Source organism: Shewanella holmiensis (assembly GCF_025370255.1).
GTDB classification, from domain to species: Bacteria; Pseudomonadota; Gammaproteobacteria; order Enterobacterales; family Shewanellaceae; genus Shewanella; species Shewanella holmiensis.
Map to the genome: position 1 here is coordinate 1 of NZ_JAMTCD010000028.1, position 26193 is coordinate 26193.

General features: G+C 43.7%; 14 protein-coding genes. 1 reads left to right on the forward strand and 13 read right to left on the reverse strand.

The genetic code is table 11. The features are described from left to right. Positions 1 to 315: 315 nt before the first annotated feature. The 8 genes from rimO to NE535_RS16400 form a co-directional block, all read right to left on the reverse strand. Entirely contained in the window at positions 316 to 1740 is a 1425-nt protein-coding gene (gene rimO / locus NE535_RS16365) for a 30S ribosomal protein S12 methylthiotransferase RimO (RefSeq protein ID WP_261299672.1), read from the reverse strand. Positions 1741 to 1919: 179 nt separating this feature from the next. Then, entirely contained in the window at positions 1920 to 3032 is a 1113-nt protein-coding gene (locus NE535_RS16370) for a PepSY-associated TM helix domain-containing protein (RefSeq protein ID WP_261299673.1), read from the reverse strand. Positions 3033 to 3140: 108 nt separating this feature from the next. Next, on the reverse strand, positions 3141 to 5297 hold the full coding sequence (locus tag NE535_RS16375) for a TonB-dependent siderophore receptor (protein WP_261299674.1): 2157 nt from the start codon (positions 5295 to 5297) through the stop codon (positions 3141 to 3143). A gap of 499 nt (positions 5298 to 5796) precedes the next feature. Beyond that, on the reverse strand, positions 5797 to 7536 hold the full coding sequence (gene ushA, locus NE535_RS16380) for a bifunctional UDP-sugar hydrolase/5'-nucleotidase UshA (RefSeq protein WP_261299675.1): 1740 nt from the start codon (positions 7534 to 7536) through the stop codon (positions 5797 to 5799). A 156-nt stretch (positions 7537 to 7692) separates the two neighbouring features. Further along, positions 7693 to 10350, reverse strand: a complete 2658-nt coding sequence (locus tag NE535_RS16385) for an endonuclease (RefSeq protein ID WP_261299676.1) — start codon at positions 10348 to 10350, stop codon at positions 7693 to 7695. Positions 10351 to 10424: 74 nt separating this feature from the next. Then, positions 10425 to 13673, reverse strand: a complete 3249-nt coding sequence (locus NE535_RS16390; RefSeq protein WP_261299677.1) for an ExeM/NucH family extracellular endonuclease — start codon at positions 13671 to 13673, stop codon at positions 10425 to 10427. Between the two features lie 32 nt (positions 13674 to 13705). After that, positions 13706 to 14758: a porin gene (locus tag NE535_RS16395; RefSeq protein WP_261299678.1), complete on the reverse strand. Its 1053-nt coding sequence runs from the start codon at positions 14756 to 14758 to the stop codon at positions 13706 to 13708. A 989-nt stretch (positions 14759 to 15747) separates the two neighbouring features. Next, positions 15748 to 16851, reverse strand: coding sequence for a phosphoribosylaminoimidazolesuccinocarboxamide synthase (locus NE535_RS16400; RefSeq protein WP_261299679.1), 1104 nt, complete (start codon positions 16849 to 16851; stop codon positions 15748 to 15750). A gap of 252 nt (positions 16852 to 17103) precedes the next feature. Between NE535_RS16400 and NE535_RS16405 the strand changes: the two genes are divergently transcribed. Further along, positions 17104 to 18045: a DMT family transporter gene (locus tag NE535_RS16405; RefSeq protein WP_261299699.1), complete on the forward strand. Its 942-nt coding sequence runs from the start codon at positions 17104 to 17106 to the stop codon at positions 18043 to 18045. Positions 18046 to 18186: 141 nt separating this feature from the next. On the opposite strand, the gene NE535_RS16410 is transcribed toward NE535_RS16405, so the two are convergent. The 5 genes from NE535_RS16410 to uvrA form a co-directional block, all read right to left on the reverse strand. After that, complete coding sequence (locus NE535_RS16410; RefSeq protein ID WP_261299680.1) at positions 18187 to 18756, reverse strand: LemA family protein; 570 nt, start codon at positions 18754 to 18756, stop codon at positions 18187 to 18189. Between the two features lie 9 nt (positions 18757 to 18765). Continuing rightward, positions 18766 to 19824 (reverse strand): hypothetical protein, encoded by a 1059-nt coding sequence (locus NE535_RS16415; protein ID WP_261299681.1) that lies wholly within the window; start codon positions 19822 to 19824, stop codon positions 18766 to 18768. A gap of 169 nt (positions 19825 to 19993) precedes the next feature. Further along, positions 19994 to 21853: a DEAD/DEAH box helicase gene (locus tag NE535_RS16420; protein WP_261299682.1), complete on the reverse strand. Its 1860-nt coding sequence runs from the start codon at positions 21851 to 21853 to the stop codon at positions 19994 to 19996. A gap of 206 nt (positions 21854 to 22059) precedes the next feature. Further along, positions 22060 to 23070, reverse strand: a complete 1011-nt coding sequence (locus NE535_RS16425; RefSeq protein ID WP_261299683.1) for a M20/M25/M40 family metallo-hydrolase — start codon at positions 23068 to 23070, stop codon at positions 22060 to 22062. Positions 23071 to 23095: 25 nt separating this feature from the next. Then, positions 23096 to 26008 (reverse strand): excinuclease ABC subunit UvrA, encoded by a 2913-nt coding sequence (uvrA, locus tag NE535_RS16430; protein ID WP_261299684.1) that lies wholly within the window; start codon positions 26006 to 26008, stop codon positions 23096 to 23098. Positions 26009 to 26193: the final 185 nt, after the last annotated feature.

The following is a 26193-nucleotide window of genomic DNA, read 5'->3' on the forward strand; positions in this document are numbered from 1 at the left end:
CGATGCGATTTCAGGGCGGCATAAGTTACCTGCCAGTTAATCACGTTTAATCTGGTTTAATTCATCTGGTAAATGCATTTGCTGTCGGTAAGGTTAACTGCATTGAATTTTCAGGTAATATCCAGTTAATGACATACCAATTTGCTCTGTTATCATTAGAAAATCTTCGTTTGATAAGTGAAATATATTAATCCATGAGTAATTATCTTAAGCAAAATTGAGTTTAAATCGATTTTAAGGATACTCAGATACAAAAAAGCATGAAGTTGCCTTCATGCTTTTAGAATTAAAGCCACAGCAGTCATTGCTAGGGGATTAATCTTCTACGCGAACGCCCCAAACATCATGTTCATCAGCATGGATAATTTGTACCCAAACTTGATCACCAGGCTGCACATCAAATTCATCGGTTAAGTAAACTTTGCCGTCTACTTCTGGTGCGTCCATGTACGAACGCCCTACAGCACCTTCGGTGTTCACTTCATCAATTAACACTAGGTACTCTTGACCTATACGAGCTTGCAGTTTGTCTGCACTAATTTGTGCCTGTACCGCCATAAAGCGTTGTAATCTGTCTTCCATTACATCGTCAGGCACATGATCGGGTAAGTCATTGGCTTTCGCACCAGCAACGGGCGAATATTTGAAACACCCGACACGGTCTAATTGTGCTTCTTCTAAAAAGTCGAGTAGCTCTTCAAACTCTTCTTCTGTTTCACCAGGGAAACCGACAATAAAGGTTGAACGGATAACCAGCTCAGGACAAATTTCACGCCATTTTTTGATGCGTTCTAACACTCTATCAGAGCTGCCAGGACGCTTCATTAACTTAAGAATGCGCTTGTTGGCATGCTGAAAAGGAATATCCAGATACGGTAAAATTTTCCCCTCAGCCATTAATGGAATAATGTCGTCGACATGTGGGTAGGGGTAAACATAATGTAAGCGAACCCAAACGCCTTGCTTAGCCAATTCTTCACACAATTGCTGCATGTGGGTTTTGACTGGCATGCCATCCCAAAAGGCAGTTTTATGCTTAACATCAACGCCATAGGCAGATGTGTCTTGCGAAATAACCAATAACTCTTTTACGCCAGCTTTGGCTAAGCGCTGCGCTTCACCTAGTACATCACCAATAGGGCGAGAGTCTAAGTCACCGCGCATTGAAGGGATAATGCAGAAAGTACAGCGATGATTACAGCCTTCAGATATCTTTAAATAGGCATAATGTTTTGGTGTTAGTTTAATGCCATGATCCGGCACTAAATCCATTAGAGGATTATACTTTGGTTTTTCAACATGCAGATGCACCTGCTTTAATACTTCATCATAGGCATGTGGGCCAGTGACACCTAGTACGTTAGGGTGCAGTTCAATAATTTCATCTTTTTTAGCGCCTAAACAGCCGGTCACTAATACTTTGCCATTGGCTGCTAATGCTTCACCAATGGTATCTAAGGATTCCTGTACCGCTGCATCAATAAACCCACAGGTATTAACGATAACCATATCGGCATCGGCGTATGTGGATACCACGTCATAACCCTCAGTGCGAAGTTGGGTTAAAATTCTTTCAGAATCGACGAGGTTTTTTGGGCAGCCAAGACTAACAAAACCAATTTTTGCAGCGCTGGCTGAAATAGGACTATTGGTAGATGCGGATTGTGCTTGTTCCTCTATGACCTTTTTGGGTGTCGCTAGGGTTGTGGTTTGTTTCGGGTCATAGTGATTAACAGTCATAGTGCCTCTATAGATAGATATAAAATTGACCAGCGTAAAATAGCCAAAATTGAGTGGCGGAATTATACAGCAGTATTTTAGGGAATTCAGCTATAGAAAATGACGTGCAACAAAATGAAGGCTTAGTTGTTAGGCTAAACCTTGCTGATTGGTGCTGAATACAGAAGAGGATTTTGACCTTAGATGGCATTAACCATTTGCTGGCGCTTTTGTTTTGATTGCACTTTTGACTGGCGACGTTGCCAATATAAGTATAATCCCGTAAAAGCGAGCATGACTGGCATCAAGCCTAGAACACACCAAATAATACGGGTAATTAACCCACCAAAATAGCCAAAGTGTAATTTTCTAAAGCTGTCTAAAAATACGGTCAACAAGCCCGCTTCACGAATATCTTGCTTTGATAGCAATACACCCGTGGTTTTATCAAAACTGACCATGCTGCTGTATTCACTATTGAGTGGGTTGTTGCTATCCACCTCACCGTAAAAGGTAATATCCCTGTCGGGTTCATGGGGCATAGCGAGATACCCTGCTTTAAAACTGCTGATTTCATTTGTTGCCTGCTGGTGTAATGCTTCAAACGAGATATCTGCGCGATAAAGCGGTTTAGTGATATAAACATGCTCGCCATCACCATGTTCAGTGACTTCATGAATGATGCCGCTAATGTTCCAATAAGCCCCGGTGAACGCCAAAATAATCAATACCGGCGAGCTGATGATGCCAACCATTTTATGAATATCACTATAAAGAATGCGTTTCACCGCCCCTAAGCGCAGGGTGAATAGCTTGGCCCAAAAACGCCGGTATAAAATCATGCCGCTGATCCCAAGAAACAGCATAACTAATGCGGCAACAAACGCGACCGACGCGCCTTTAACATGCAACAAGAATGAATAGTGCAATTCAAGTAGCCAATCGGTGATGAAGTGATCCATTGGATAAGGCTGCGACAATAATTGACCACTATATTGATTAACGTAAACCTTGTGCCAGTCATCTGTGCCACGTTTAATTAGATAGGCCGCATCAGAACGTGACTTATCATCATATAACTCCCAGCCGCCTAGTTCATATTCGGGGTTTTCGCTTAGTGTCGTTTGCATTAAGGTGTCTAAACTTATACGCGGTGTTTCAGGCAGTGCCTCAACCAGCATATGATTTGGCCTAAGCAGACTGTCAATTTCTACTTTGAATACCAAAATACTGCCGGTTATCGACATGATTAAAATGGGCAACATGGCTATGAGCGCGCCATAAGAGTGCCATTTAAAGAGGGATTTTCTCATGCTTACCTCTGTTGTTACTGGGCTTGTGTTACGAGTTATCGGGCAAGAAAGCCAAAGACATAGCGCAGAGTTTTCCACGCTATGTTTGCTTAATGATTTAGGACATGACTACAAACGCCAGCTTAGCGTGGCACTGTAGTTTGCGGGAGCACCATAGAAACCTTGGGCCCAATAAAGGCTGGTTAGATACTTTTCATCGGTGACATTGTTGGCATTGACGGTCAGATCCACTGCATCGTTAAAGCGATACTTCGCCATTAAATCGACAATCGCATAAGCATTTTGCTTAGTAATAATTTCCTGACCTGCATTATTAAATCCATCAGCGACAATACCTTGTGAGCGATGAATGTCATCTTGCCAGCGCATGTTTACACCAAATGTTAACCCTTCAATGAAGTTGAGGTCATAGGTGGCTGCAAACTTAAATAACTGACTTGGCGTGTACCCTGCAACTTTGTCATCGCCGGTAATATCAAAGTCGGTGTAACCTATACTGGCATTTAAGCCGGGGTAAATTTCACCTGCAATATCGACTTCAAAACCATGACTGCCGATACCATCGGCCCCAATATAGCGACGCTCTGTTGGCGGGAGTTGGCTAGTGCGCGGGTCGGGCGTAGCGAGGTTAGTTTGTTGAATATCAAAGTAAGCCAATGTCGTAATTAAGTTGCCATTGAATAGCTCGCTTTTAAGGCCAATTTCTTGGCTTTCACCTGTGACAGGAGCAAGCGTATTGTCGTCTATGTCTAGTTCTCGCTGCGCTTTAAATGTTTCGGTGTAGCTAGCATAGGCAAGTAGCTCGGGAATAAAGCGGTAAGTTACCCCAACATAGGGAATAAACTGTCTATCTTCGACATCTTGAACTTTACTGTAGGATTCGCCTTCTGCTTGCCAGTCGTTAAAACGGCCGCCTGCAATCAGATGGAAATCCTCAAATAGATTAAATCGACCGGTAAAGTAAGCCGCTTTTTGGGTGGCGCTCACATCACTGCCGCTAGGTGCATCTTTAAAGGTGGGTTTTGGGGTATTGCCATCCCAGGTATTGAGATCTGGCATCGGTGGAAATCCATTGCCTGTCGTGTAGTCATATAATGAACTATCAGTGTAATCCAGCTTGGCGTAGTTTAAGCCCACAACCACTTGATGCTCGCGTCCAAATAGACTGAAATCACCATTTACATATACATCGGCTAAGTTGTGCTGATCATCTAAGTCGTACTCGCTGCCATAGCCTGTTAAGCCGAGTTCAGTGGTTTTATCTGGCGTGCCATAAACATAGAATAACTCGGTATCTTCATCGGTAGTTTTATGCGAATAAGTGGCGCGTAAACTCCAGTTATCAGAGAAATAATGACTAAATTCCACAACAGTGTTTTGTTTTATCACCAGCCAGTTTGACCAGTTTGCCGAGGTATTGGTTGATGTGTCATAGTCAGTTGCGCTGCCATCGGTATAGAACAGCGGTAATGCGCCCCAATTATTACCCTCGGCATCGTTATTGATATAACTATGGCTTACAGACAGGCTGGTATCATCGCTCAACTTGGCGTCGATAAAAGCGTAAAGCACTGTTTTATCTGTTTGATAGCGATCTAAATAGGAGTCTTTGGTTTGTTTAACCGCGACAACTCTAGCGGCAAACGTGTCATTAAGCTGCGCAGAACCGTCGGCTTCTAAGCGCAAGTTGTTCCAACTTCCATAGCTAGCTAATAAATTCAGTTGATTGTCTGCAGTTGGTCTTTTGCGGATAAAATTAACAGTGGCGGATGGGTTTCCTACACCTGTCATTAAACCATTTGCTCCCCTAATCACCTCAACACGATCATAGATGGCTGTGTCTTCATCGGCATGATTATTACCCGTTGCTAGCGGCAACCCAACGCCATCGACCTGGAAGTTGGTGACATCAAACCCACGGGCGGTGTAATAGGTGCGGTCGGTTTCAATTCTTTCGACATTAATGCCTGTTGCTGTGTCCAATGCAGCATTAATGTCATTAAGTTGGAAGTCTCGTAATTGAGCATCGGTGATCACTGAAACTGATTGTGGAATATCACTGATGGCCAGATCTAATCTCGAAGCTCCACTGGCAGAGTGAGCATTGTAGCCTTGAATATAGCGGCCTTTGACTTCAATTTTTTCCACATCCGAGTGAGCAGAATCATCAGTATTTGATGCGGTTTCAGCATGGAGTTGGCTGACAGGCAGTAAGGCGAGATATATGGCGCATGATAGTGTTGTTAATTTCATTGTTTGATTCATCTTGGTAACGAGTGTAGAAAGCGCGGTTACTGCGCAGAGTTAAATTCATTACCGAGTGTATACAAATAACATCAAGACCTAAATAAAAACGATTATCATTTACATTTTGGTGGTGATTGTAAAGATTTACAGAATAGTGTTTGTGGTGATAACGCTGAAGATTGTTTTTTATCGTTAGGTTATGAAAATAATGATTTTTAGGTATTTTTTGGTGGGAGTTGATCTTTCGAGGGTATTTCAACTTATTCTGCTCTTCGTCATCGATTTAGACAGCAAGATAGAGAATTGAATCTATCACGAACTCTGCGAGTGTTATTAACAGGGTTTGATTATCTAATGCATTATTTTCAGCGACAATCAGGTAAGCCTGCGTGTCAAATATTGATTACCTTACTATATGTTTACCAGTCAGCATTAAAATAAACAGCGCCAAACCGAAAGGTTAGGCGCTGTTTAAGGCGCTAAGGAAGCAGCTGATTAACCTTATTAGAACATCAGTTTAACCGCCGCAGCCATTTGCATTTCTAGAGTTGATATAGCGAACATCTTTTGCTCTGTCATAGTCGACAGGATCGAGCTTGCCATGCTTTTTGATGAATTGATAAAGCATATCTGCATCAATAAAACCGGTGTCTCTGGCCTGTTCTTTCAACTTGGGATATTTGTTACCGCCCGCAGCATTATAGCTAGGGAGGGTAAATCGGTAATTATCTTCCAGCTTGAAAGGCTTATCACCAACGGCACTGATATCAACATCTTTAGCTTTACAGTCAACGGTCATCTTGATGCCGCTGAAGTGGGCAAAACCTCCTGAACCTTGAGTCATAAGCGCAACCTTAGACAAATATTTTTTCAGTTCAGCACCCTTCATCTCAGTCACAGTCACACTGTTGGAAAAAGGCAGCACCTCAAGCACATCACGATAACGAATAGGCCCTTTCTTTATGGTGGTACGAATACCGCCAGAATTCATGATGCCGAAATCTGCTGGCACAGGGAGCTGAGTTTGAGCGTGGGCTATCATAATTCCTAGCGGTGTCGCTTGGGAACGAACCACCTTACGATCTCCTATGAAATTCGCCTTTGCCACACCAATTTCTTCCCGTAGCTTGACCTGACCGTTGCGCTGATATGGACGCAGTAACTCGAGGGTTTCTGGATCTTTGGGAGTATGCATAGAAGAATGCTGCATGAAACCATACTTGGTTTCAGTGTTTACTGGAACCAGCTCGTAGTGTGCTAGATGAAGCTCACCACCGTAGTATTCAAAGTCTGCACGGCCAATAAATTTGCCCCACTCGTAGGCTTGCATGATCCAAGTGCCATTTTGGCGATCAGGCTTACACGGCTCATCTCGAGCATATTTTTTTACATACTCACCCGTGTCACCTTCCATACAAACAGGTAATTGCGAGTGACCGCCAATGATTGCCTGAATTTGTCCAGGCTCAAGGTTGCGAGCTAGAGATACATCACCGGGTGCGTTACTACCATGCTTACCATTTTCATAGTGACCCATGTGGGTGAGACCGAATACCAGATCTGGCTGATGCTGTTGTTCAAGCTCTGCCAAGATATCTTTCGCCTCAGCTTGAGCTGAAGTGAATTTTAACCCTGCAACGTATTCTGGATTGCCTATTTCAGCAGTATGCTCAGTGGTTAGGCCTACTACAGCTAGTTTTAAGCCCTGAACGTCAAAGACCTTGTAGGGCTCAAAGTAGCGTTGCCATTCCCCATCGACTTGGCGATAAATATTGGCAGATAACCAAGGGAATTTTGACCAGCCTCGCTGCTTATCCATCACTGTTGATGGATTATCAAACTCATGGTTACCCACGGCCATGGCATCATAGCCTAGATGGTTCATACCGATAAAATCTGGCTCGGCATCTTGAAGATCAGACTCAGGAACGCCAGTGTTGATATCGCCACCTGAGAGCAACAAAACTTGACCACCTTGATCAACCACCTCTTTGCGGATCTGGTCAAGGATAGTTTTGCGGGCAGCCATACCATAACCACCATTTTCACTATGCCAAAAACGGCCATGGTGATCATTAGTATGCAGTAGGGTGAAGCGCTTGCAGTTATCGCCTGCCGCGATACAGGCGACAGATGCGGTCACCTTCGGCGCTTTAGGAGCTTCTTCCTGCTTCTTATTACAGCCGCTCAATGCTAATGCGAGCGCGATAGCTGAGCCAGTAATAAGTAGGCCAGAAAGACGGAGTGAAGTATTCATAGTAATCCTTCAATATTATTCAGATAAGCGTCGTCATCAGCTTTAATGGCTGAGTGTCATCATTGAGCATGGCGAGCCGAAGACAACGTCTTTACCGTTAAAAAAAACAGCACCCAGAGCGATCCCGGTGCTGCTTTTTATAGGCTCAGCTGGTGGTTAGCCTTGGCGACGACGCAACCAGATCAACGGTAGCAGTAGAGTCATAAAACCACCTAAACTACCCGCGCCATCAGGCTTAGTCCAACCATCATCTTCGGCGTTTAACACCTCAATGCTTACCGATTGACTAAAGCTTTCTCCGTCAACAGATGCCTTAAGTTCGAACACAAGCACTTGATTAATATCGACGCTAGGTGACGTCACATCAAGTGTCAGACCCGTAGCGGTAAACAGTGCTGTATCACCGGATACCTGCTTCCAACTGTAACTTGTCCCTTCTGGTGCACCCGTAACCGTCGCTGTGATAGACGTTTTATCGCCTTCGGTTACTTTCGTGGTCCCAGCAAACTCTACATTCAGCGTCAAAGGCACGTTAATTACGCTCAAGCTAACATCTTTAGTTGTTTCCAACTTACCGTCGCTGATGGTCAAGGTGAAGTTCAACGTCTCGTCAGCTTTAACCATTGGTGCCTTCAGAGACAAGATAGCCTCGTTGCCAACAAGAATTTTCTCTTCAGCAACAATTTGCTCCCACTTATAAGTTAGGGTAACAGCTTCACCCGCTTTGATTGCAGAGGCATCGATGGTGTATACAGCGCCTTCGGTAACACTTTCAGGAGTGACGATATCGCCTTCGACTTCCAAAACAGGGTTTGGATCGTCTCCACAAACTGCACCATAAACCTCTTGCACTAACTCTGGACGGTCAATGAACGGGTTACGGTTTCCTTGGTATTTGTATACTTGGTTGTTACGGTTCTGCTCGTATGTATCAACAGCATCTAATTGGTTCCATGCATACAGAGTACAAAGCGTACCGATCAGCGGAGCGCTATCCTCGTCTGCCGTCGTTAGACGATCTACTGCAACGAGATCAGGCATTTGAGTTGTTGCTGTATCAGTGCCTTGGTAGCGAGTATCCATATACATGATCATACGCGCGACATCGCCTTTGACCTCATCACGAGGTTCCCAGCAATCCGTGGCTTTGTCCAAATAGTTACCAGTACCTACACCGTTAAACAGTACCTCTTCACCGGTATCTTTACACGCACCGAAGTCATTGTTGCTTCGCGCAGTATTGATACCTGGATCAGAAGGACGTAGGTGATGGGCATCGGTATAGCCCCACTGAGACTCACTTGGGAAGCCATGGCTTTTGGCCCAAACGTGTTCACGGTTCCACTTACCTACACCACTACCGCTAGTTTGGTTGTCGTATTTGGAAATAGAAGTGCCAGTGTAGATCTCAATCACTTTTTTATCGTCATTAGGATCTTGGTCTGCGTAGGTCAGTGTGCTCCAAACCTGCTTATAGGTAAGTTGCTTATGTTCTTTGGCTATGATTGCTGAGAGGGCATTTTTCAGCTCTTCTGCATTGGCAAATTCGCCACTGACTATATCTGAGTAATAGATTTCGGCATTGAACGTAGTAGGATCTGCAACCGGAGTCAGCGTCTCACAACCCGTACAAGGACCGGTTTCTGGCAACGGAGGCTCTGGCGGCGTGACTGAACCATCACAGGTACCCTCACCAGCACAACCTAGACCATCAGCAGTATCAATATCGAAAACAGCCCACTGGTTGTTAGTACCAGGAAAATCTGCTTCTGCTACAGTATCACCAGCAGTGACACTGGCTTTACGGCGTAGGGTTTTATTCGCGGTGGAGAAGTTGGCGTCGTTTGGATCAGTCCAAGCAGAGCCTGGGTCTTCCCCACGCTTACCGAAGCGATCGATAACCACATCGTCTTTAGTTAATACTAGGGCGTCATCACCATTGAAGAAAGTGACAGTAGAAGCATTGCCCACTTTAAACGCATCAGCGGCACCAGAATTATGGAAAACCAAGCTCTTTCCTGGATCCAAAGTGCCAGTTAATGTTTCACTGTTACCAGGGTTTGATGCGTCAGCGCCATTGCCGAACAGAGTCAGCTTATACACGTTGGCATCTAAATCGATGGCGCTGCCACCTACGTTGGAAATCTCAATCGCTTTGTTGTTGCTGCTGCCTTCGATATATTCGGTTAGCATCAATAAGCCTGGAGTCGCTTCTGAGCTACAAGCCACTTCACCGGAGCAGCCGAGGCCATCAGCAGTGTCAATATCAAACACTAACCACTGATTATTAGTACCTGGAAAATCAGCCTCAGCCACGGTATCACCAGTGGTCACACTGGCTTTACGGCGTAGGGTTTTATTCGCGGTGGAGAAATTGGCGTCGCTTGGATCAGTCCAAGCAGAGCCTGGGTCTTCACCACGTTTACCGAAACGGTCGATTACCACATCGTCTTTAGTTAATACTAGGGCATCATCACCGTTGAAGAATGTGACGGTAGAGGCATTGCCCACTTTAAACGCATCTGCTGCACCTGAGTTGTGGAACACAAGGCTCTTTCCTGGCGCTAAAGTGCCTGTTAAAGTTTCAGTATTACCTGGTTTTGATGCATCTGCGCCATTGCCGAATAGAATCAGCTTATACGCATTAGCGTCCAGATCTATGGCGCTGCCACCCATGTTGGAAACTTCAACAGCTTTGTTGTTGCTGCTACCTTCGATGTACTCAGTAATCACTAAATTTGCATTGGCAGCAGTAGAAAAGCAGCCCAAAACCATAGCAGTAGCCGCGGCAACTGCATTTATTTTAATTCTCATAATCGTATCTCTTTAAAGTCTTTGATGGGAAGCGCGCTGTCGAAAGACAGGCGCTTCATTATCGAGATCAACGCTTACTTGCGAAGACGACGGCGCATAGCAGCCAATCCGAACAGGGATAGCAAGCTGATGAAGCCAGTGCTACCCGCACCACCGTCACCGCCAGTACCATCACTTTCTTCTTCTACAATGTCTGCAATCAAGCCGTCGCGGTTAGATACTTTCGCTAGGAAAGTTTGTCCAGACCCTTCTAAAATTTTGCCATCACGCATTAGGTTTACATTAACGTTGTAGATAGCAGATGGCGCACCAAAGACTTCGAAATTCACCAAAGTTGTGGTGTTATTAGAAATAACCACATTAGGCTGTACCATTTGGTTCAAATCTAAGCGCTGTTCATCATCATACGGAGTCATACTGACGGTCGCGACATCGCCCACTTGAGGTGAAATACTCGCTGGGATTTGATAAGGAACCTTGATCAGCTTTCTCAGTTTTGGCAGGTATAGAGGCACGCTATCATCCGCATCACCAGGCTTATAGCTAATGGTAATGAGCGCAGGATCGTGATCCGATGCGCGATAGATGTCTGGTTTGTAAAACTTGTGCGCACCAGTTCCGTCGATACTACCTTTGAAGCTGTTTTGATAGTCATACAAACCCGTTTCGGCAGCATTAACATGCCAGTCTGTTGCATCAATCACACGATCTTTTAGTGAAGGTGAGATTAAGATGTGATCAAGCGATCCTAATTCGTCACTGAAAGAGTAACTCCAAGGCGTCTTGCCTTTCTCTTTGAACTTTTCACCGACGATATCAATGTAGCCGTACGTCTTAGTGATAGTGACTGGTGAGCCATCTTGGTTAAACTGTGGCTTAGGTCCAAGGAAAGTATGGCTAGCGGTAACGATCGTCTTGTTGCGTGGGTTCTCGGTAAGCACCAGCACAGGATCTTCTTTACCATAAGCGTTCAAATCGCCAAGGATGATTTTATCCCCAGGAATGTCTTCCATCTCTTCACCTAAGTGCACAGCACCGGCAACGCGGAACTCAGCACAAGCTCCTTGGTAGTCTAGATCGGGCGCTTCACGGTTATTCCAAGTCGTGGCATTACCAAACTCAACACCTTGCCATTCTTCCCAACAACCAGAGCCTTTTGACTTAAGGTGATTTACAGATAGCGTTAAGCGCTTACCTGTTTGGTTAATGATAAAGGTAACCACTAGAGCATCGCGGTGGTAGTTTTGGCCATCTTCCAAGATCTCTTGGTTTTGATCTTTGATCACTTCGCCTAAGTCGTTGACGATAGTTGGCGCTTTTTGCTGAGGCATTGGGATAACGCGAGTGCGCTGAATGCTCATTTTACTTGGACGATAGATAATACCTGTTGCAATGGCGTCAGAACCAATGGCGTCTAGGTTATCCAGCATTTGATTGCCGTTGTTGTCAAAACCAACAAACACATAACGGTTTTCAGTAGAGTTAGGGCCATTGTAATCTTGGGCGCGTTCATCTACATACTTGATATTGACTTGGTTCACAATCTCAGCAATAGCACTGTCATCGCCAAAACCGTTGTTTTCAATCTCCATCAGGGCCATGACATCAGCATCCTGAGCACGAATAATTTCTACCAGCTTGGTTCTCTGGTGGATGTATTCATCGTAAGTATCAGCGCCTCGGCTTTGACCATAGTTGTTATTGTCGCCACCAAAAGGAGAGTTGAAGAAGTTAAACAGGTTCTGACTGGCAACGCGGATAGCAAATTCATCATCTGCCACAGTGTCATTTAGATCAGGCTTGTTAGTACGAGGTAAGTTGTGAATAAAGTTATCACTGGTCAACTGATTAGTTATGGTCAGGCTATAGTCCTGGTCAAACTTGTCAGTACCTGGGATCAACTCAGTTTCATATTGACTGATCACACCATGTGCATTAACGAGACTATCATCGATACGGATATAGTTGGTGTGTGGGTCACTGTTAAAGCCTGCGTAGTAAGGTAAGTCTGTACCGTTTGATTTAGGCGAGCTTTCAATCACTAAACGATAGTCATTGTTTTGCTCATAAGCAGCTTTAGATTCAGGGCTTCCTGCAACATGCAAATGGTTAGGCTGTAAGTTAGGACGCTTATAAGCCGCTACCATGTTGTTGCGACCGTTAGGAGATGACAGATAGTTGTAACTGAAGCTGCGAGTAATACGCATATCTTGGTCACCATCAGTCTGAGGATCCAGATCGGTAGGCAGATTAACCAACATACCTTCATAACGCTCTAAGGTCTTATCGAAAGAATCGTTATCAGCGCTAATAACCTCAATATCGACAGGTTGTGTGAGGATATCTGTATTCGTCACGTTCCAGCTAAATGCTGTATCTGCAGACAGTTGTGTTTGACCTTGGTATTCAGCCACTTTACTACCGATACAAACAGTTTGACCTACTTTAAGATCGCCCGCAGCACTAGAGCTAACAAAGAGACCATCAGAAGTCTCAGGATCATTATCAGAAACAAGGTTACGAAGATAGAAGCCATCGTTAGGAATAGAGACCTTAGCCGAGATAATCCCTTCTACGGCAACTTTTTCATCTGACTCAGTCTTGCCTTCGGCAATCAAAGGCGAAGTAAAGCCTGTGCCCTGAACTTCGCTAGGAGACAGGATTTCACTGCTATCAGTTGGGCAAGTGAAGATGTCCATGATGTCTTCAGCATCAGCAGCAGGCAGCTCTGATTTACCTAGATCATCAAATCTCATCGGTAAAATGTTCTGCCAGTTAGCTGCATCGAAGGTACCTGATTGAGCAGGATTGCTGCCATCGGCCGCTTTTTTACGACGTAAAGTAGTATTAGGTGCCCACTTACTAGTCTCATTCTCGGCGCCAACACGATCAATAACAGTATCACCATTTTTCAGGAAAAAACCGTCATCGCTGGTCATGAACAGGTTGTTGTACTTATTACTGGCATCATATGTAGAGACAACAACGGTGCCACCTTGAGTCGCAATGGCATTACGAAAATCTTCGGTAGCTCGACTGTTGACAATCACAAGAGAGGCACCAGGGGCAAGCGTCTGGCCAGTCAGCAGTGGCTTAACATCAGCGTTCAGAAGCTCATTGTCATACTTGCCACTTGAACGTTGGAAAGCGGTAATTTCATCGGTGAAGGTGAAGGCATCAGATCCAGTATTGGTGATCTCAACCGCGCCAACATTGGCATCGGTACTCTGGGTCATTTCGGTGATCAGCAGGTCTTGAACGCCAGCGAAGGCGCCCATGCTGATGGTGCTGGCAATAGCCAGCGATAGGAAACTTTTTTTCATAGTAAACTCTATAAAAGTGAATTTAATTCGGACTAGAAATACATACGCGCGTAGGCATACGCTGCTTCAGGGGCTTCGCCTATTCTGCCTTCTAGTGAGAAAACGATGTCGCGGGCAGGGCGATAGTTGAAACCTAAACTGGCCCACTGACGCTCTTTTCCGTATTCAGGCGGTAGCTCAGAATAGTCGTAGTTAGGACCAATCAGATCCCAGCCTTCATATTCTTCGTGGTTTACTGAGCTGATAATTTCCCAGTGTTGATTAAGATCATACTTGGCACTGAGCGTTAGCCCTTGATTGCGGAAAGTTTGATAATCTAGGTGTACATCACCGCCCTTACGCGTAGACAAGTCTTCATCTTCTACAAAGCCATTTAAACCAATAGATAAATCAGGCATTAGTTTCAGGCGTGCCCCAAAACCTACTTGTTTTTGTTCACCGTATTTACTGATTCCGTTTGAGCCACCGCGAGTTTCTAAACCAACGACTACAGACAGCAGATCAGACATCCACCCCATGTATCCGTTAATGATGTCACCTTGTAGTGCACCACTCTTATGCTCACCGTCGTATGAGTAAGAGGCGCCGAAAATCAGATTGTCAAATTCAGCTTGATATTTAACCGTGTTTTCTTGGTCACCGGCTTCACCAGTTTCAACTGACTTGTTGAAGGTGAAATCACCGAAGTGGTCGTAATCATCGAATGCTGTATCGGTCAAGCCTAGCTCGATCCACTGTTGATCGGTAAAAGCATAACCGACGTATAGCTTGTCAATGGCCAATTCGAATTCACCATCGCCGCCAAGCCAGTTGCGGCGTTGGTAATCTAATTCAAGACGGTAGGTAAACTGTTGACGTTTTCCCGTTACGCCCATGGTGGCGAAGCTATCATCTACATAGCCTTTGGTATCGTAGAACTCATCGTGATTGTAATCTGGATGAGTATCAAAATGCCCACCGACACCCACTTCGCCATACAAGCGAACGTGGTCGCCTTTACTGTCACCATCTAGCATTACAGCGCTCACTGAACCCGCACTAAACATAGTGAAGATAGCAATTGCAATTGTTGATTTTTTTAACATTACTGTTACTTCCGAATAGTAATTTGTCAGCCAATATTTGAAGGCCAAACTTAAAATTAAAAATATTGATTAGTAAATTTTTAAACTGCTAGCTGCTGATAGTAGGTGGAGCATTTGATGGCGAAAGCGCCGAGACTTTTGTTACATGTTTCATAAATTGACCCCGTATTTATAATATTTTCGCTAATTTTTATTAACGTGAGGCGCGATTGTTGCAGAGTTTGATAACAAAAAAAAGAATGTTTAGTCACATTTTTAAAACACAAGTATCTGTTAAACAAAGAAAAAAAGACATTTGCTGAACGCGTGAGAGAACAGGGTGTAACACGAGCTGCTTTATAGTGCTAAAAATCAGGATCTTAAGGGAGAACGTGGTCTGATGTGTTTGCTGTAAACTTACGTGAGAATTAAAGGGGATTTTTACGAATAAATTAGACTCTCAAGTGCATGAGTCATAGCGGTGCGATTGATAAAACCTGTGACTGATCTTTAAGTACCCAAGAACGCGGCCCCGTAACGTCATTCATGCGTTAAGTTGCCCTAGTTGAGCTTAGGGTGGTGTTGAAGATTGGCAATATAAATGCCCTTGAATCTTACGAGCTTGGGTATGGGAGTCAGTTTACGGGGGATTGAGTTAAATTTGATAATGATTTTTCTTCATCTGGCCATGGCACAGTGATCAAGGATAAGTGATCATTGTGTTTGACCTAGGGCGAGAGGTGCCAATAAGACCTGAGCTACATGTTGAGTATATAAGCAGGGGGAGGTTTAGGTTGTTTGACCTTATGCTATTATCAATGCTTAGCTTAGCTTAGCTTAGCTTAGCTTAGCTTAGGTAAAGTTAAGCCTTCGTTGATTGCGAGATCATTAAGTTATCTAACCTTGAGTGCAATAACCGAAAAAAGGATGACATTGAGTCATCCTTTTTCTATTGGTAACATTGAGTTTACCAGTCTTCAGTATTGCCTGCTGAACTGTCTTACTAAAATTTAGGCAATTAAATCATATTCATTTTTCAAAATTTCAATGATGTCTGCTTTGGGATTTGACGACAAAATGATTTTTTGACCTGTGACTTTTTCAGCTACGCCGGTATAGGTCTCTGAAACTGCCATCATGGCGGTTAATGGTAAATCATTATCGCGCGCAAGTGCCTCACGCTCCGGCATTCTGTCTTTATTGAGCAAGATGTCCGCATCGTCAAAATGATTGAGTAAGAATTGACGGAAACCTTCTTTTGAGTTTTCGACAATCTTACCTTCACGATACGCCGCCCCATCCCAAATACGCGAAGAATCAGGCGTACCCACTTCATCCATATAAATGAGTTTTGATTGGCCCTCTTTATCTGTGACATAACCAAATTCAAATTTGGTATCGACAAACACTTGATCTAACTTGGCTAATGCATCAGAAATAACCTTAAAGCCTTGCTTTAATAGTGTTTCGTATAGGTCGATATCTGCAGGTTTTTCAAATCCGAATGCTTGATAATTGGCTTCAATGTCACTGCGACTGATGTTGACATCATCTTGCTCAGGCACCCCCGGAATACCGGTTAAAATGCCTTTAGTTGATGGTGTAATCAACAACTCAGGTAGCTTTTGATCTTTGGTTAATCCTTCAGGCAAGGTGATGCCGCAAAATTCGCGTTCACCTTTAGCATAAGCTCGCCACATTGAGCCAGTAATATACTGACGACAAATGGCTTCTACTTTAATTGGACGAGCTTTTTGTACTATCCACACAAACGGGTGTGGAATATCCAGAATATGGCTGTCAGCTAAGCCATTTTCAGCAAATAGCTTAAACCAGTTATTTGAAATGGCGTTTAATGCCGCGCCTTTACCTGGGATACCTTGTAAATTGCCTTCACCATGAAAAATACAATCAAATGCCGAAATACGATCACTGATGACCATGATGGCTAATGGCGTATTTTCAGGGACATTATAGCCTTTGTCTTTGATTAAACGACGACTATCAGCCTCGGTTAGCCAGTATACACTGCGCACTTTACCGCTATGCACTGGCTTGTCTGTGCGGATGGGTAAATCGTTATTAACGGCTAAAACGGAATCGGCAAGACTCATGACGAGTATTCCTCTAGTTGAAGGGGGAAGGGCTAATTTTTATGGCGGCTATTTTACCCGTATTCTTTGGTTTTGCCACGTAAAAAGGCGAGGTTGAAATAGGCTTTTTTCACTACAGAACAATCCAGTGTTTGATCGCAGCGTATTACGCCTTGTTATTTATTGCTGTGTAATATTAGCTGACACGAATGCGCATATCAGGCAGTATTCAATTCTTCAAAACTAAGAGTCATTACTGTGACAGATACTCAAATGGATAATACCGCCAAGCTAGGTCTCATTTTCGTTTCCGTTGCGGTATTTTTTTGGGGCATTTTACCCATAGCATTAAAGCTATCTGGGCGATTTATCGACCCCGTGACTTTGACTTGGTTTCGGTTTTTAATGGCGTTTGTGGTGACCTTGTTACTGCAATGGCGATTTGGCCAACTGCGTCAATTTAGCCTGCTCATTCGCGCCGATTGGCTTAAATTGTGTCTCGCTGGCACCTTGCTGATGTTTAACTATGTATCGTTTGTGTATTCATTGGATTATCTTGCACCGGGAACAGCCCAATTGAATTTTCAAACCGCACCATTTTTTTTAGCTTTTGGTGGTGTATTGTTATTTAAAGAGCGCTTAAATGCCGTGCAATTAACTTGTTTTGCTACCTTAGCCATTGGCATGCTGATGTTTTTCCATCCAAATTTGAATGTTGGCAACGCTGATAACCATCAAATTATGCTTGGTGTGTTAATCGTGCAGTTTTCGGTATTGTCCTGGACAAGTTATGCATTATTACAAAAGTCTTTAGGGCCTAAATTATCCCCCAGCAATGTATTGTTGTTTATCTATGGATTAGGCATTTTTGCCATGGCGCCGTTCAGTGACTTTGGTCATTTTGAATTAATGAGTTTATCTGATTGGGGGGTTGTGGTTTTTTGTGGCGCGAATACCCTGATTGCCTATGGTTGTTTTGGGCAAGCCATGAAGTATTGGCCTACGGCACAAGTCAGTGCCATGTTGGCGTTGACTCCGGTGTTAAGTTTTAGTGCAACGGCTATTGTGGTTAGCCTTGGATGGTGGAGTGATACCTTCAGCGCCGATAATCTGGACGGGTTATCCTTATCTGGCATTGCACTGATTATTTTTTCGGTATTTGCGGTGCAAATTTGGCCTTTGTACGTCAAACGCAAACAGTTTAGATTGGGTTAGCTATTGTTGTGCTGGATGGTGTCAAGCATCAATGACGCAGAAGTGATGCGGGTCGTAGACACGCTATATTGACTCTCTATTTTTGTATACTAGCCTGAGATGTCATGCATCATCAGGCTCATCATCTATGGCTATATAAGATTAAAACTTAGGTTTATATTCAAACTCAGCCTGTGCTTTGCTATCACTAAACACTTCAATAGTATGTTTTTTATTAAAAAAACTGTTCACTAGGTTATTCGGGAAAGATTGAATACAGCCGTTAAAATTGGCTACGTTTTGGTTAAAAATACGTACAGCAGCGCCCACATTTTCCTCTTGTTCGGTAATTTCATACATAAACTTGGCAAAAGATTCTGATGCTCTTAGTTCAGGGTAAGCTTCAACAGCAACATTAATGCCTTTCATCAACGCCTGCGAGGCTTGATCAACATCATTTTGTAACTTGGTATCAATTTTATTGTCTTTAAGCGCATTAATCCCTTGGCGCAAAGCGGTAATTTTAGGCAATAAATCTTTTTCATAATCTTGATGTTGCTGTAGCACGCGATCAAGTTCAGGAATAATTCGACTGCGCTGCCTTTCCTGGGTTAGCACATCTGCCCAACCTCGTTGTACCGCATTGTGCTCTTTGACGATGGCATTATAAATGCTGAATATAATGAACGCGACAACAACTAAAATGGCAATAATAATAAAAAACAGGTCCATAATTTTTCCTTAATATAATGGGCTAGCGCTGTGCTTGATGATTTGATTTACAAAACCAAAGATACGGTTCACTGTGAACAAAGATGTGTCATTTAGCAATTCTTGTTTAAATTTTTCTGGTTCGGTGATGTCATAATGCATTGCAGGATTAAGGAGATTAGTATTTTTTTGGTTAATCAATAAACTGCCATCGTAGGCAAACTCAATGGTTAAATCATCAAGTTTGTGGGCCAATTGCTCACAGGCAATCACCACCACTGGCTCTAAAAACTTAGCAGCATTGAATTCTGAATCCGTTTGCACATAAAAGCGTTTTTCAAACTCGCGTGATGCGGGCATAAAACGCTGCTGCCAATGCCTAGCTAGCCTTGACTGACTCATGACTAAATGGGTGGTGTTGTTGATAGGCGGAAAGATAACCCCTTGGCGATAATAATGATCATACACAGTTCTTGTTCGTGTTCTGGTGCCGCCTTTACCGTCTGACTCTTGATATGTTTCCGTTCTTTTATCGACATAGTGATGATAAACCACCGCGGCGCGGATGAGGCCAGATTCAGAATGGAAGTCAATTTGTTTACCCCATTCAACATTTTGTGAGTAATTTCCGCGGTTAAAGTCGATAAATTTATGTTGGGCATTATTTAAAAAGGTCGCATCACAGTGGGTTACATTGTAAAGGTGCTTTAAGGTTTCATCTCTAAATAGATTCGACAGTGTGGTTAGGCGCTTTTTGCGGGCAATAATTTGATAAATGGCGACGATAGCGACTATGGCACAGACTGCCCATATGAATAAATCGGTGTTTGAAATGCGAGTGTATTGGCTTTGTGTCTCAAGATAAAACCAATAACCAATAGCAGAGATCACTGACGCTAAAATACACAGGTATAAAGCACTATTTTGGTAAGTAAGTTGATTCGGATAAGCAATGGCTTTATCTAAGCAGGCTTTAACAACATCAATAGATTGTGATTGAGACACCCTAGTTTGTAGCTTTTTTATAAACTGAGTGAGGGCGGCGTTATTGATAGGCTTGGCATGTTCAGAGACATTTTTGGCCGGCATTCTACATCCTTGTCATAAATCTTATGTTTATGTTACAAGGAAAATTAAGCCTGTAAAGTGTTGCTTTTAGGTGGCTTAAATTGATCGGTTCTATAATGGCATGTGTTTCAAAACAAAAATGGAGCCCAAAGGCTCCATTGTTTAATCATTTGCTGAGTTCAACGTTTTATTAACCGTTATCACGTGGTTTACGTGGGCGGCGTTCTGCCGATGAACGATCGCCAGAAGGACGGTCACCACCACGAGGACGACGGTCACCCGATGGGCGGTCACCACGTGGACGACGAGGTGCAGCAGCACCACGGCCAGAATCAACGAAAACTTCATCACCAGCTTCACGAATGTTAAGTGGACGACCACAAACACGCACTTTTCTTAGGTGAGTTAATACATCTTTTGGCATGCCATCTGGTAAATCAACTGTAGTGACTTGATCGTACAGTTGAATTTGACCGATATAACGGCTGTCGATGTTAGCTTCGTTAGCAATCGCGCCAACAATGTTACCCACACCAACGCCATTCTCACGACCTACATCAATAACATAGCGGTTCATTTTAACATCAGGATTATCTTTTAATCCTTCAGGTTGGCCGAAGCTAGTTGGTGATGGGCGGCTGCTACGCTCGCGACGAGGACGATCACCGCCATCGCGTGAACCACGATCTTCACGAGGACCACGTTCGTCACGTGAATCACGTTGACGCTCTTGGATCTGTGGTAACTGTAATGGACGCTCTTGTTGTACTTGCTGTAATAATGCCGCAGCTAACAAATCGGTATCGATTTCTAACTGGGTACATAATTCAGCCACAGCATTTTTCATGAAATCTAAATCAGTGTTTAGGGTTTCTTGAATTTGTTCACCTAAACGAGATAGACGACGCTCTGCAACCGTTTCTGGGCTAGGGATTTTCATTGGCGAAATACGGCTGTTTGTAGCACGTTCGATAGTACGCAACATGCGCATTTCACGGTGTGTTACAAAAAGGATAGCCATACCAGTACGACCCGCGCGGCCAGTACGACCGATACGGTGTACATAGGCTTCTGAGTCATAAGGAATATCGTAGTTTACTACGTGACCGATACGCTCAACGTCTAGACCACGAGCTGCAACGTCAGTGGCAATCAAAATGTCTAGCTTGCCACTTTTCAGTTGCTCAACAGCACGTTCACGTGCCTGTTGATTCATGTCGCCATGTAATGGTGATGAAGCGTAACCACGTGCTTCTAGCTTTTCAGCCAACTCAACACAGCTATTACGGGTACGAACGAAAATGATAATACCTTCGGTATTTTCAACTTCTAATACACGTACTAGTGCTTCTAGTTTATTGTGTTGTGATACTTGTACGTAACACTGTTCAATAGACTCAACCGTTGTGTGGCTGGCAGCAATACTGATGTTAACTGGGTTAGTTAAGTGCTTGCTAGCAACACGTTTAATTTGCTCAGGCATAGTGGCTGAGAATAATGCTAATTGGCTGTTTGCTGGCTTATGCTCTAATACCCATTCGATATCATCGATAAAGCCCATTTTTAGCATTTCATCAGCTTCATCAAGTACTAATGCTTTTAGCGCATCTAACTTTAATGTGCCGCGACGCATGTGATCCATTACACGACCTGGTGTACCCACAATCACTTGTGGTCCACGTTTAAGGGCGCTTAATTGTTGATGCATGCTTTGACCACCGTAAATCGGTAGTACATGGAAGCCTTTCATGTGTTTAGCATAACTGCCAAACGCTTCAGCAACCTGAACGGCAAGTTCACGTGTTGGTGCTAAAACTAAAATTTGTGGGGCATTAAGACGAATATCGACTTTGTTCAGTAAAGGCAGCGCAAACGCACCTGTTTTACCTGTACCAGTTTGTGCTTGGCCGATAATATCTTGACCAGCCATAAGCGGATCGATACTTGCTGACTGGATCGGTGTTGGTTTCTCATAACCTAACTCGTCAAGAGCACGCAACAGATTCTCAGACAGGCCGAGTTCGCGGAAAGTTCTTTCATTGGATGACATTGGGTTGTAGCCTTGTGGATGTGCACGAAATTCGGATGCTCGTGCTGAGTTTCACAGACAGAAAATCAACCCCGTGTCGATTTCCCGCGCCGAAAGGGCGATATTATAGCAGTGGTTCTGTGATTTGACTATAGAAAATGTGATATATATTTAAATGTGGCCTGATTTTTGCCTTGTCTTGTAAGTTATTTACCCTGTAACTGATGTTATTGTGGGTTAATTTCGATTTGAGGTTGGCTGATAAAGCTGTAGGCCATTTCGGTCACACTGGCTAAAAAGTCAATTTTTAGTGTGTCGATAGTGTCATCTACGGTGTGATATTGATTATGTGGCGGCACGCCAAAGTAAATCCAGGGTATGCCAGCTTGATGAAACGGGTAGTGATCGGATGCTTTTAACCAGTTCATCCGTTTTATTCCTGTAGCGCTATTTTTTGCATAACTTAAACGAATACATAATTGATGTTTGTTAGTGAGATCCGTTTTGATTTGTTCAAAATCAACAAAGTTCTGTTCGCCTTCTATGTATATCGCTCGGGGACGTGAAGGGTGACCAATCATGTCCAGATTCATTGCTAATTCAATTTGCATCTCGGGATGCATTTGTATTTGCTCGACCAGTCCATAACTGCCATACAAGCCTTGTTCTTCTGCATCGGTGGCAACCAGCATCAAATTAACTTCAGCTAGCCCAGTATGTTGCCATTGCTCGGCGATAGCCAATAAGCCTGCGACACCAGAAGCATTATCGTCGGCGCCATGAAAGGTACGCTTACCTTGATGACCAAGATGATCATAATGTGCCGTGATAATGCGCCAGCGGTTTGAAGGCGTGCGGCTAGGAATAATGCCAACAATATTCACACCTAGTTGCTGACTAAATTGATACTTGTAGGTAAACGGGACTTTGAAAGTCGATTGCCATGGCTGTAAACCCAGGGCAGTAAAACGTTGTTCTAGATAATTTTGACTCAATATCGCACCCTCGCTACCGGTTTTTCTACCGGCAAATTCAGCAGAGCTAAGGGTACGGATATCATCAATAATGTGTGCGCTATTTGCCCATTGATGTTGTAACGGCATATGACAATCAATGCTATCTTTATTGGCACAGCTGCTCAGCATGAATACCAAGGCGAGGCTACATAATATAGCCCCTTTAGGCGTGTTTATTTTTGTGCCACTGAGTGTTTTTATGAATGCGCCTAGTGTGATCATATTTGTCCTTTGGCGCGTTAATTGATTAAGTGGTTTTTTTTACAGTCTTTTTCACAGTTTTTTTAGCGGCTGGGTTAGCGCCCGAGTTCTGTTTTGCTGCACGTTGTTTGTGCAAAGCCAACATGGGTTTTAAAAAGCGTGCCGTATGGGACGTGGGGTGGTTAGCCACATCTTCAGGGCTTCCAGCTACTAAAATAGTCCCGCCGCCTGAACCGCCTTCAGGGCCTAAATCGATAATCCAATCCGCTGTTTGAATCACATCTAAATTATGTTCAATCACGACTATGGTATTGCCATGAGACTTGAGACGATGCAACACATCTAACAATAGTTGAATATCGGCAAAATGCAGCCCCGTAGTGGGTTCGTCCAGAATGTACAGGGTTTTACCGGTATCGCGTTTAGATAATTCTTTAGCCAACTTAACCCGTTGTGCTTCACCACCAGATAAAGTGGTCGCGCTTTGTCCTAAGCGAATATAAGATAAACCGACATCCATTAAGGTTTGCAGTTTGCGCGCAATGGCGGGAATGGCATCGAAAAACACGCGCGCTTCTTCTATGGTCATTTGCAGCACTTCGTGAATGTTTTTACCTTTGTATTTTACTTCTAAGGTTTCACGGTTATAGCGCTTGCCTTTACAGGCATCACAAGGCACATAAACATCAGGTAAAAAGTGCATCTCTACTTTAATTAACCCATCCCCCTGACAAGCTTCACAACGGCCACCTTTAACGTTGAATGAGAAGCGGCCGACTAAATAACCGCGTGTGCGTGCTTCCTGGGTGCCTGCAAATATTTCACGTACAGGGGTGAAAATGCCTGTGTAAGTGGCTGGGTTAGAACGTGGTGTTCTGCCAATTGGGCTTTGATCTATATCCACGACTTTATCGCAGTGATCCATGCCTTTTATTTCTTTGTAAGGTGCAGGTTCGTCTACAGTGGCACCATTGAGCATACGATGAGCAATTTTGAAAAAGGTATCGTTAATCAGGGTTGATTTACCTGAGCCAGAAACACCCGTCACGCAGGTTAATAAGCCAACGGGAATAGTTAAGTCGACATTTTGTAGGTTATTTCCTGTTGCGCCGAATAACTCAATCACTTTTTTGGGATCTATTGGGGTGCGTTGGTCGCTAATATGAATTTGTTTTTTACCTGAAAGGTATTGGCCTGTAACCGACACTTCACAGTCAAGAATATCGCTTAAAGTACCTTGTGCAATAATTTCGCCGCCATGCACACCTGCACCAGGGCCGATATCAATAACATGGTCTGCCATGCGTATCGCATCTTCATCATGCTCCACCACAATGACGGTATTACCTAGGTCACGCAGGTGAATAAGGGTGTTGAGTAATCGCTCATTGTCACGCTGGTGTAAACCGATAGAAGGCTCATCTAATACGTACATTACCCCTACTAATCCGGCGCCAATTTGGCTAGCAAGGCGAATACGTTGCGCTTCACCGCCTGATAGCGTGTCGGCTGAGCGCGATAAACTTAAATAATTCAGACCAACATTAACCAAAAATCCTAAACGCTCACCAATTTCTTTTAAAATTTTATCGGCGATTTGAGCGCGTTGACCTTCAAAAGTGAGCTCGGCGAAATAGCTTTTTGCTTCACCAATTGACCAGGTTGTCAGTTGCGGTAAATTTAAATCACCAATAAACACATTGCGGGCCTCTTCACGTAAACGTGAGCCTTCACAACTGTTGCATGGCTGCATATTAATAAATTTAGAGAGCTCTTCACGTACCGAATTACTCTCGGTTTCGCGATAGCGACGATCCATATTGTTCAAAATACCTTCAAACGGATGGTTGCGAACCACCACATCACCACGGTCGTTAATGTATTTGAAGGCAATGTTTTGTTTGCCAGACCCAAATAGCACTAACTTTTTAACTTTGTCGCTTAATTGCTCAAATGGGGTTTCGACATCAAATTTGTAATGCTCGGCCAGTGAACTGAGCATTTGAAAGTAATAGAAGTTTCTTCTGTCCCAGCCTCTAATCGCCCCGCCAGCTAGAGACAGTTCGCCATTGCTTATCACTCTTTCAGGATCAAAAAACTGCTGAACACCCAAGCCATCACAGGTTTGGCATGCACCTGCTGGATTGTTAAATGAGAAAATCCGCGGTTCTAGCTCTGTCATGGAGTAGCCGCAATGGGGGCAAGCAAAGTTGGCAGAGAAAATCAGCTCCTCAGTGCTACTGTCTTCCATTGAAGCAATTTTTGCGATACCGCCAGATAGCTCTAATGCGGTTTCAAAGGATTCAGCCAAACGCTGTTTTAAATCTTCTCGCACTTTAAAGCGATCAACCACAACTTCAATGGTGTGCTTCACGTGTAAGTCGAGTGTTGGGGGATCGGTTAAATCACACACTTCGCCATCAATTCGGGCACGAATATAGCCTTGGGCCGATAAGCTTTCGAGTAGTTTTACATGCTCGCCTTTACGATCGTTAATCACTGGGGCAAGTAACATTTGGCGGCTGTTTTCTGGCAAAGCTAATACTTTATCAACCATTTGGCTGACGGTTTGTGCCGATAGTGGTTGACCATGAGTCGGACACCGTGGTTCACCTACTCGCGCAAACAATAAGCGCAGGTAATCGTATATTTCGGTCACTGTGCCAACGGTAGAGCGAGGGTTATGTGAGGTTGATTTTTGTTCAATTGAAATAGCTGGACTTAAGCCTTCTATATGATCAACATCAGGCTTTTCCATCAAACTTAAAAACTGTCGCGCATAGGAGGATAAAGATTCAACGTAACGACGTTGCCCTTCTGCATAGAGGGTATCAAAAGCGAGTGAAGACTTGCCTGAACCAGACAATCCTGTGATAACTATCAGTTTATCTCTTGGGATCGTCAAATTGATGTTTTTAAGATTGTGGGTTCGGGCACCGCGGATTTCAATATTGTCCATCTAATCGCTCTATGTTCGCTATGGGGCAAAATGGGTTTCAGTATCGCACATTAACTGAGACCTGTTTAGTCAATCATCACTATTTCCTACTCGGTAATGCTCTACGATGAAAGCCTAAAAAAAGTTTAATTAAGCTTAAATTCATAAACTGTGATTTCCTTTTGAGCAACTGATTCAGGCTATGG

What these genes read in the sequence shown, in the direction of transcription:
- NE535_RS16405 (WP_261299699.1), top strand. Translation starts at nt 17,104, where the DNA reads ATGGATAATACCGCCAAGCTAGGTCTCATTTTCGTTTCCGTTGCGGTA.
- ushA (WP_261299675.1), bottom strand. Translation starts at nt 7,536, where the DNA reads ATGAATACTTCACTCCGTCTTTCTGGCCTACTTATTACTGGCTCAGCT.
- NE535_RS16385 (WP_261299676.1), bottom strand. Translation starts at nt 10,350, where the DNA reads ATGAGAATTAAAATAAATGCAGTTGCCGCGGCTACTGCTATGGTTTTG.
- NE535_RS16390 (WP_261299677.1), bottom strand. Translation starts at nt 13,673, where the DNA reads ATGAAAAAAAGTTTCCTATCGCTGGCTATTGCCAGCACCATCAGCATG.
- NE535_RS16400 (WP_261299679.1), bottom strand. Translation starts at nt 16,851, where the DNA reads ATGAGTCTTGCCGATTCCGTTTTAGCCGTTAATAACGATTTACCCATC.
- NE535_RS16410 (WP_261299680.1), bottom strand. Translation starts at nt 18,756, where the DNA reads ATGGACCTGTTTTTTATTATTATTGCCATTTTAGTTGTTGTCGCGTTC.
- rimO (WP_261299672.1), bottom strand. Translation starts at nt 1,740, where the DNA reads ATGACTGTTAATCACTATGACCCGAAACAAACCACAACCCTAGCGACA.
- NE535_RS16425 (WP_261299683.1), bottom strand. Translation starts at nt 23,070, where the DNA reads ATGATCACACTAGGCGCATTCATAAAAACACTCAGTGGCACAAAAATA.
- NE535_RS16370 (WP_261299673.1), bottom strand. Translation starts at nt 3,032, where the DNA reads ATGAGAAAATCCCTCTTTAAATGGCACTCTTATGGCGCGCTCATAGCC.
- NE535_RS16395 (WP_261299678.1), bottom strand. Translation starts at nt 14,758, where the DNA reads ATGTTAAAAAAATCAACAATTGCAATTGCTATCTTCACTATGTTTAGT.
- NE535_RS16415 (WP_261299681.1), bottom strand. Translation starts at nt 19,824, where the DNA reads ATGCCGGCCAAAAATGTCTCTGAACATGCCAAGCCTATCAATAACGCC.
- NE535_RS16420 (WP_261299682.1), bottom strand. Translation starts at nt 21,853, where the DNA reads ATGTCATCCAATGAAAGAACTTTCCGCGAACTCGGCCTGTCTGAGAAT.
- uvrA (WP_261299684.1), bottom strand. Translation starts at nt 26,008, where the DNA reads ATGGACAATATTGAAATCCGCGGTGCCCGAACCCACAATCTTAAAAAC.
- NE535_RS16375 (WP_261299674.1), bottom strand. Translation starts at nt 5,297, where the DNA reads ATGAATCAAACAATGAAATTAACAACACTATCATGCGCCATATATCTC.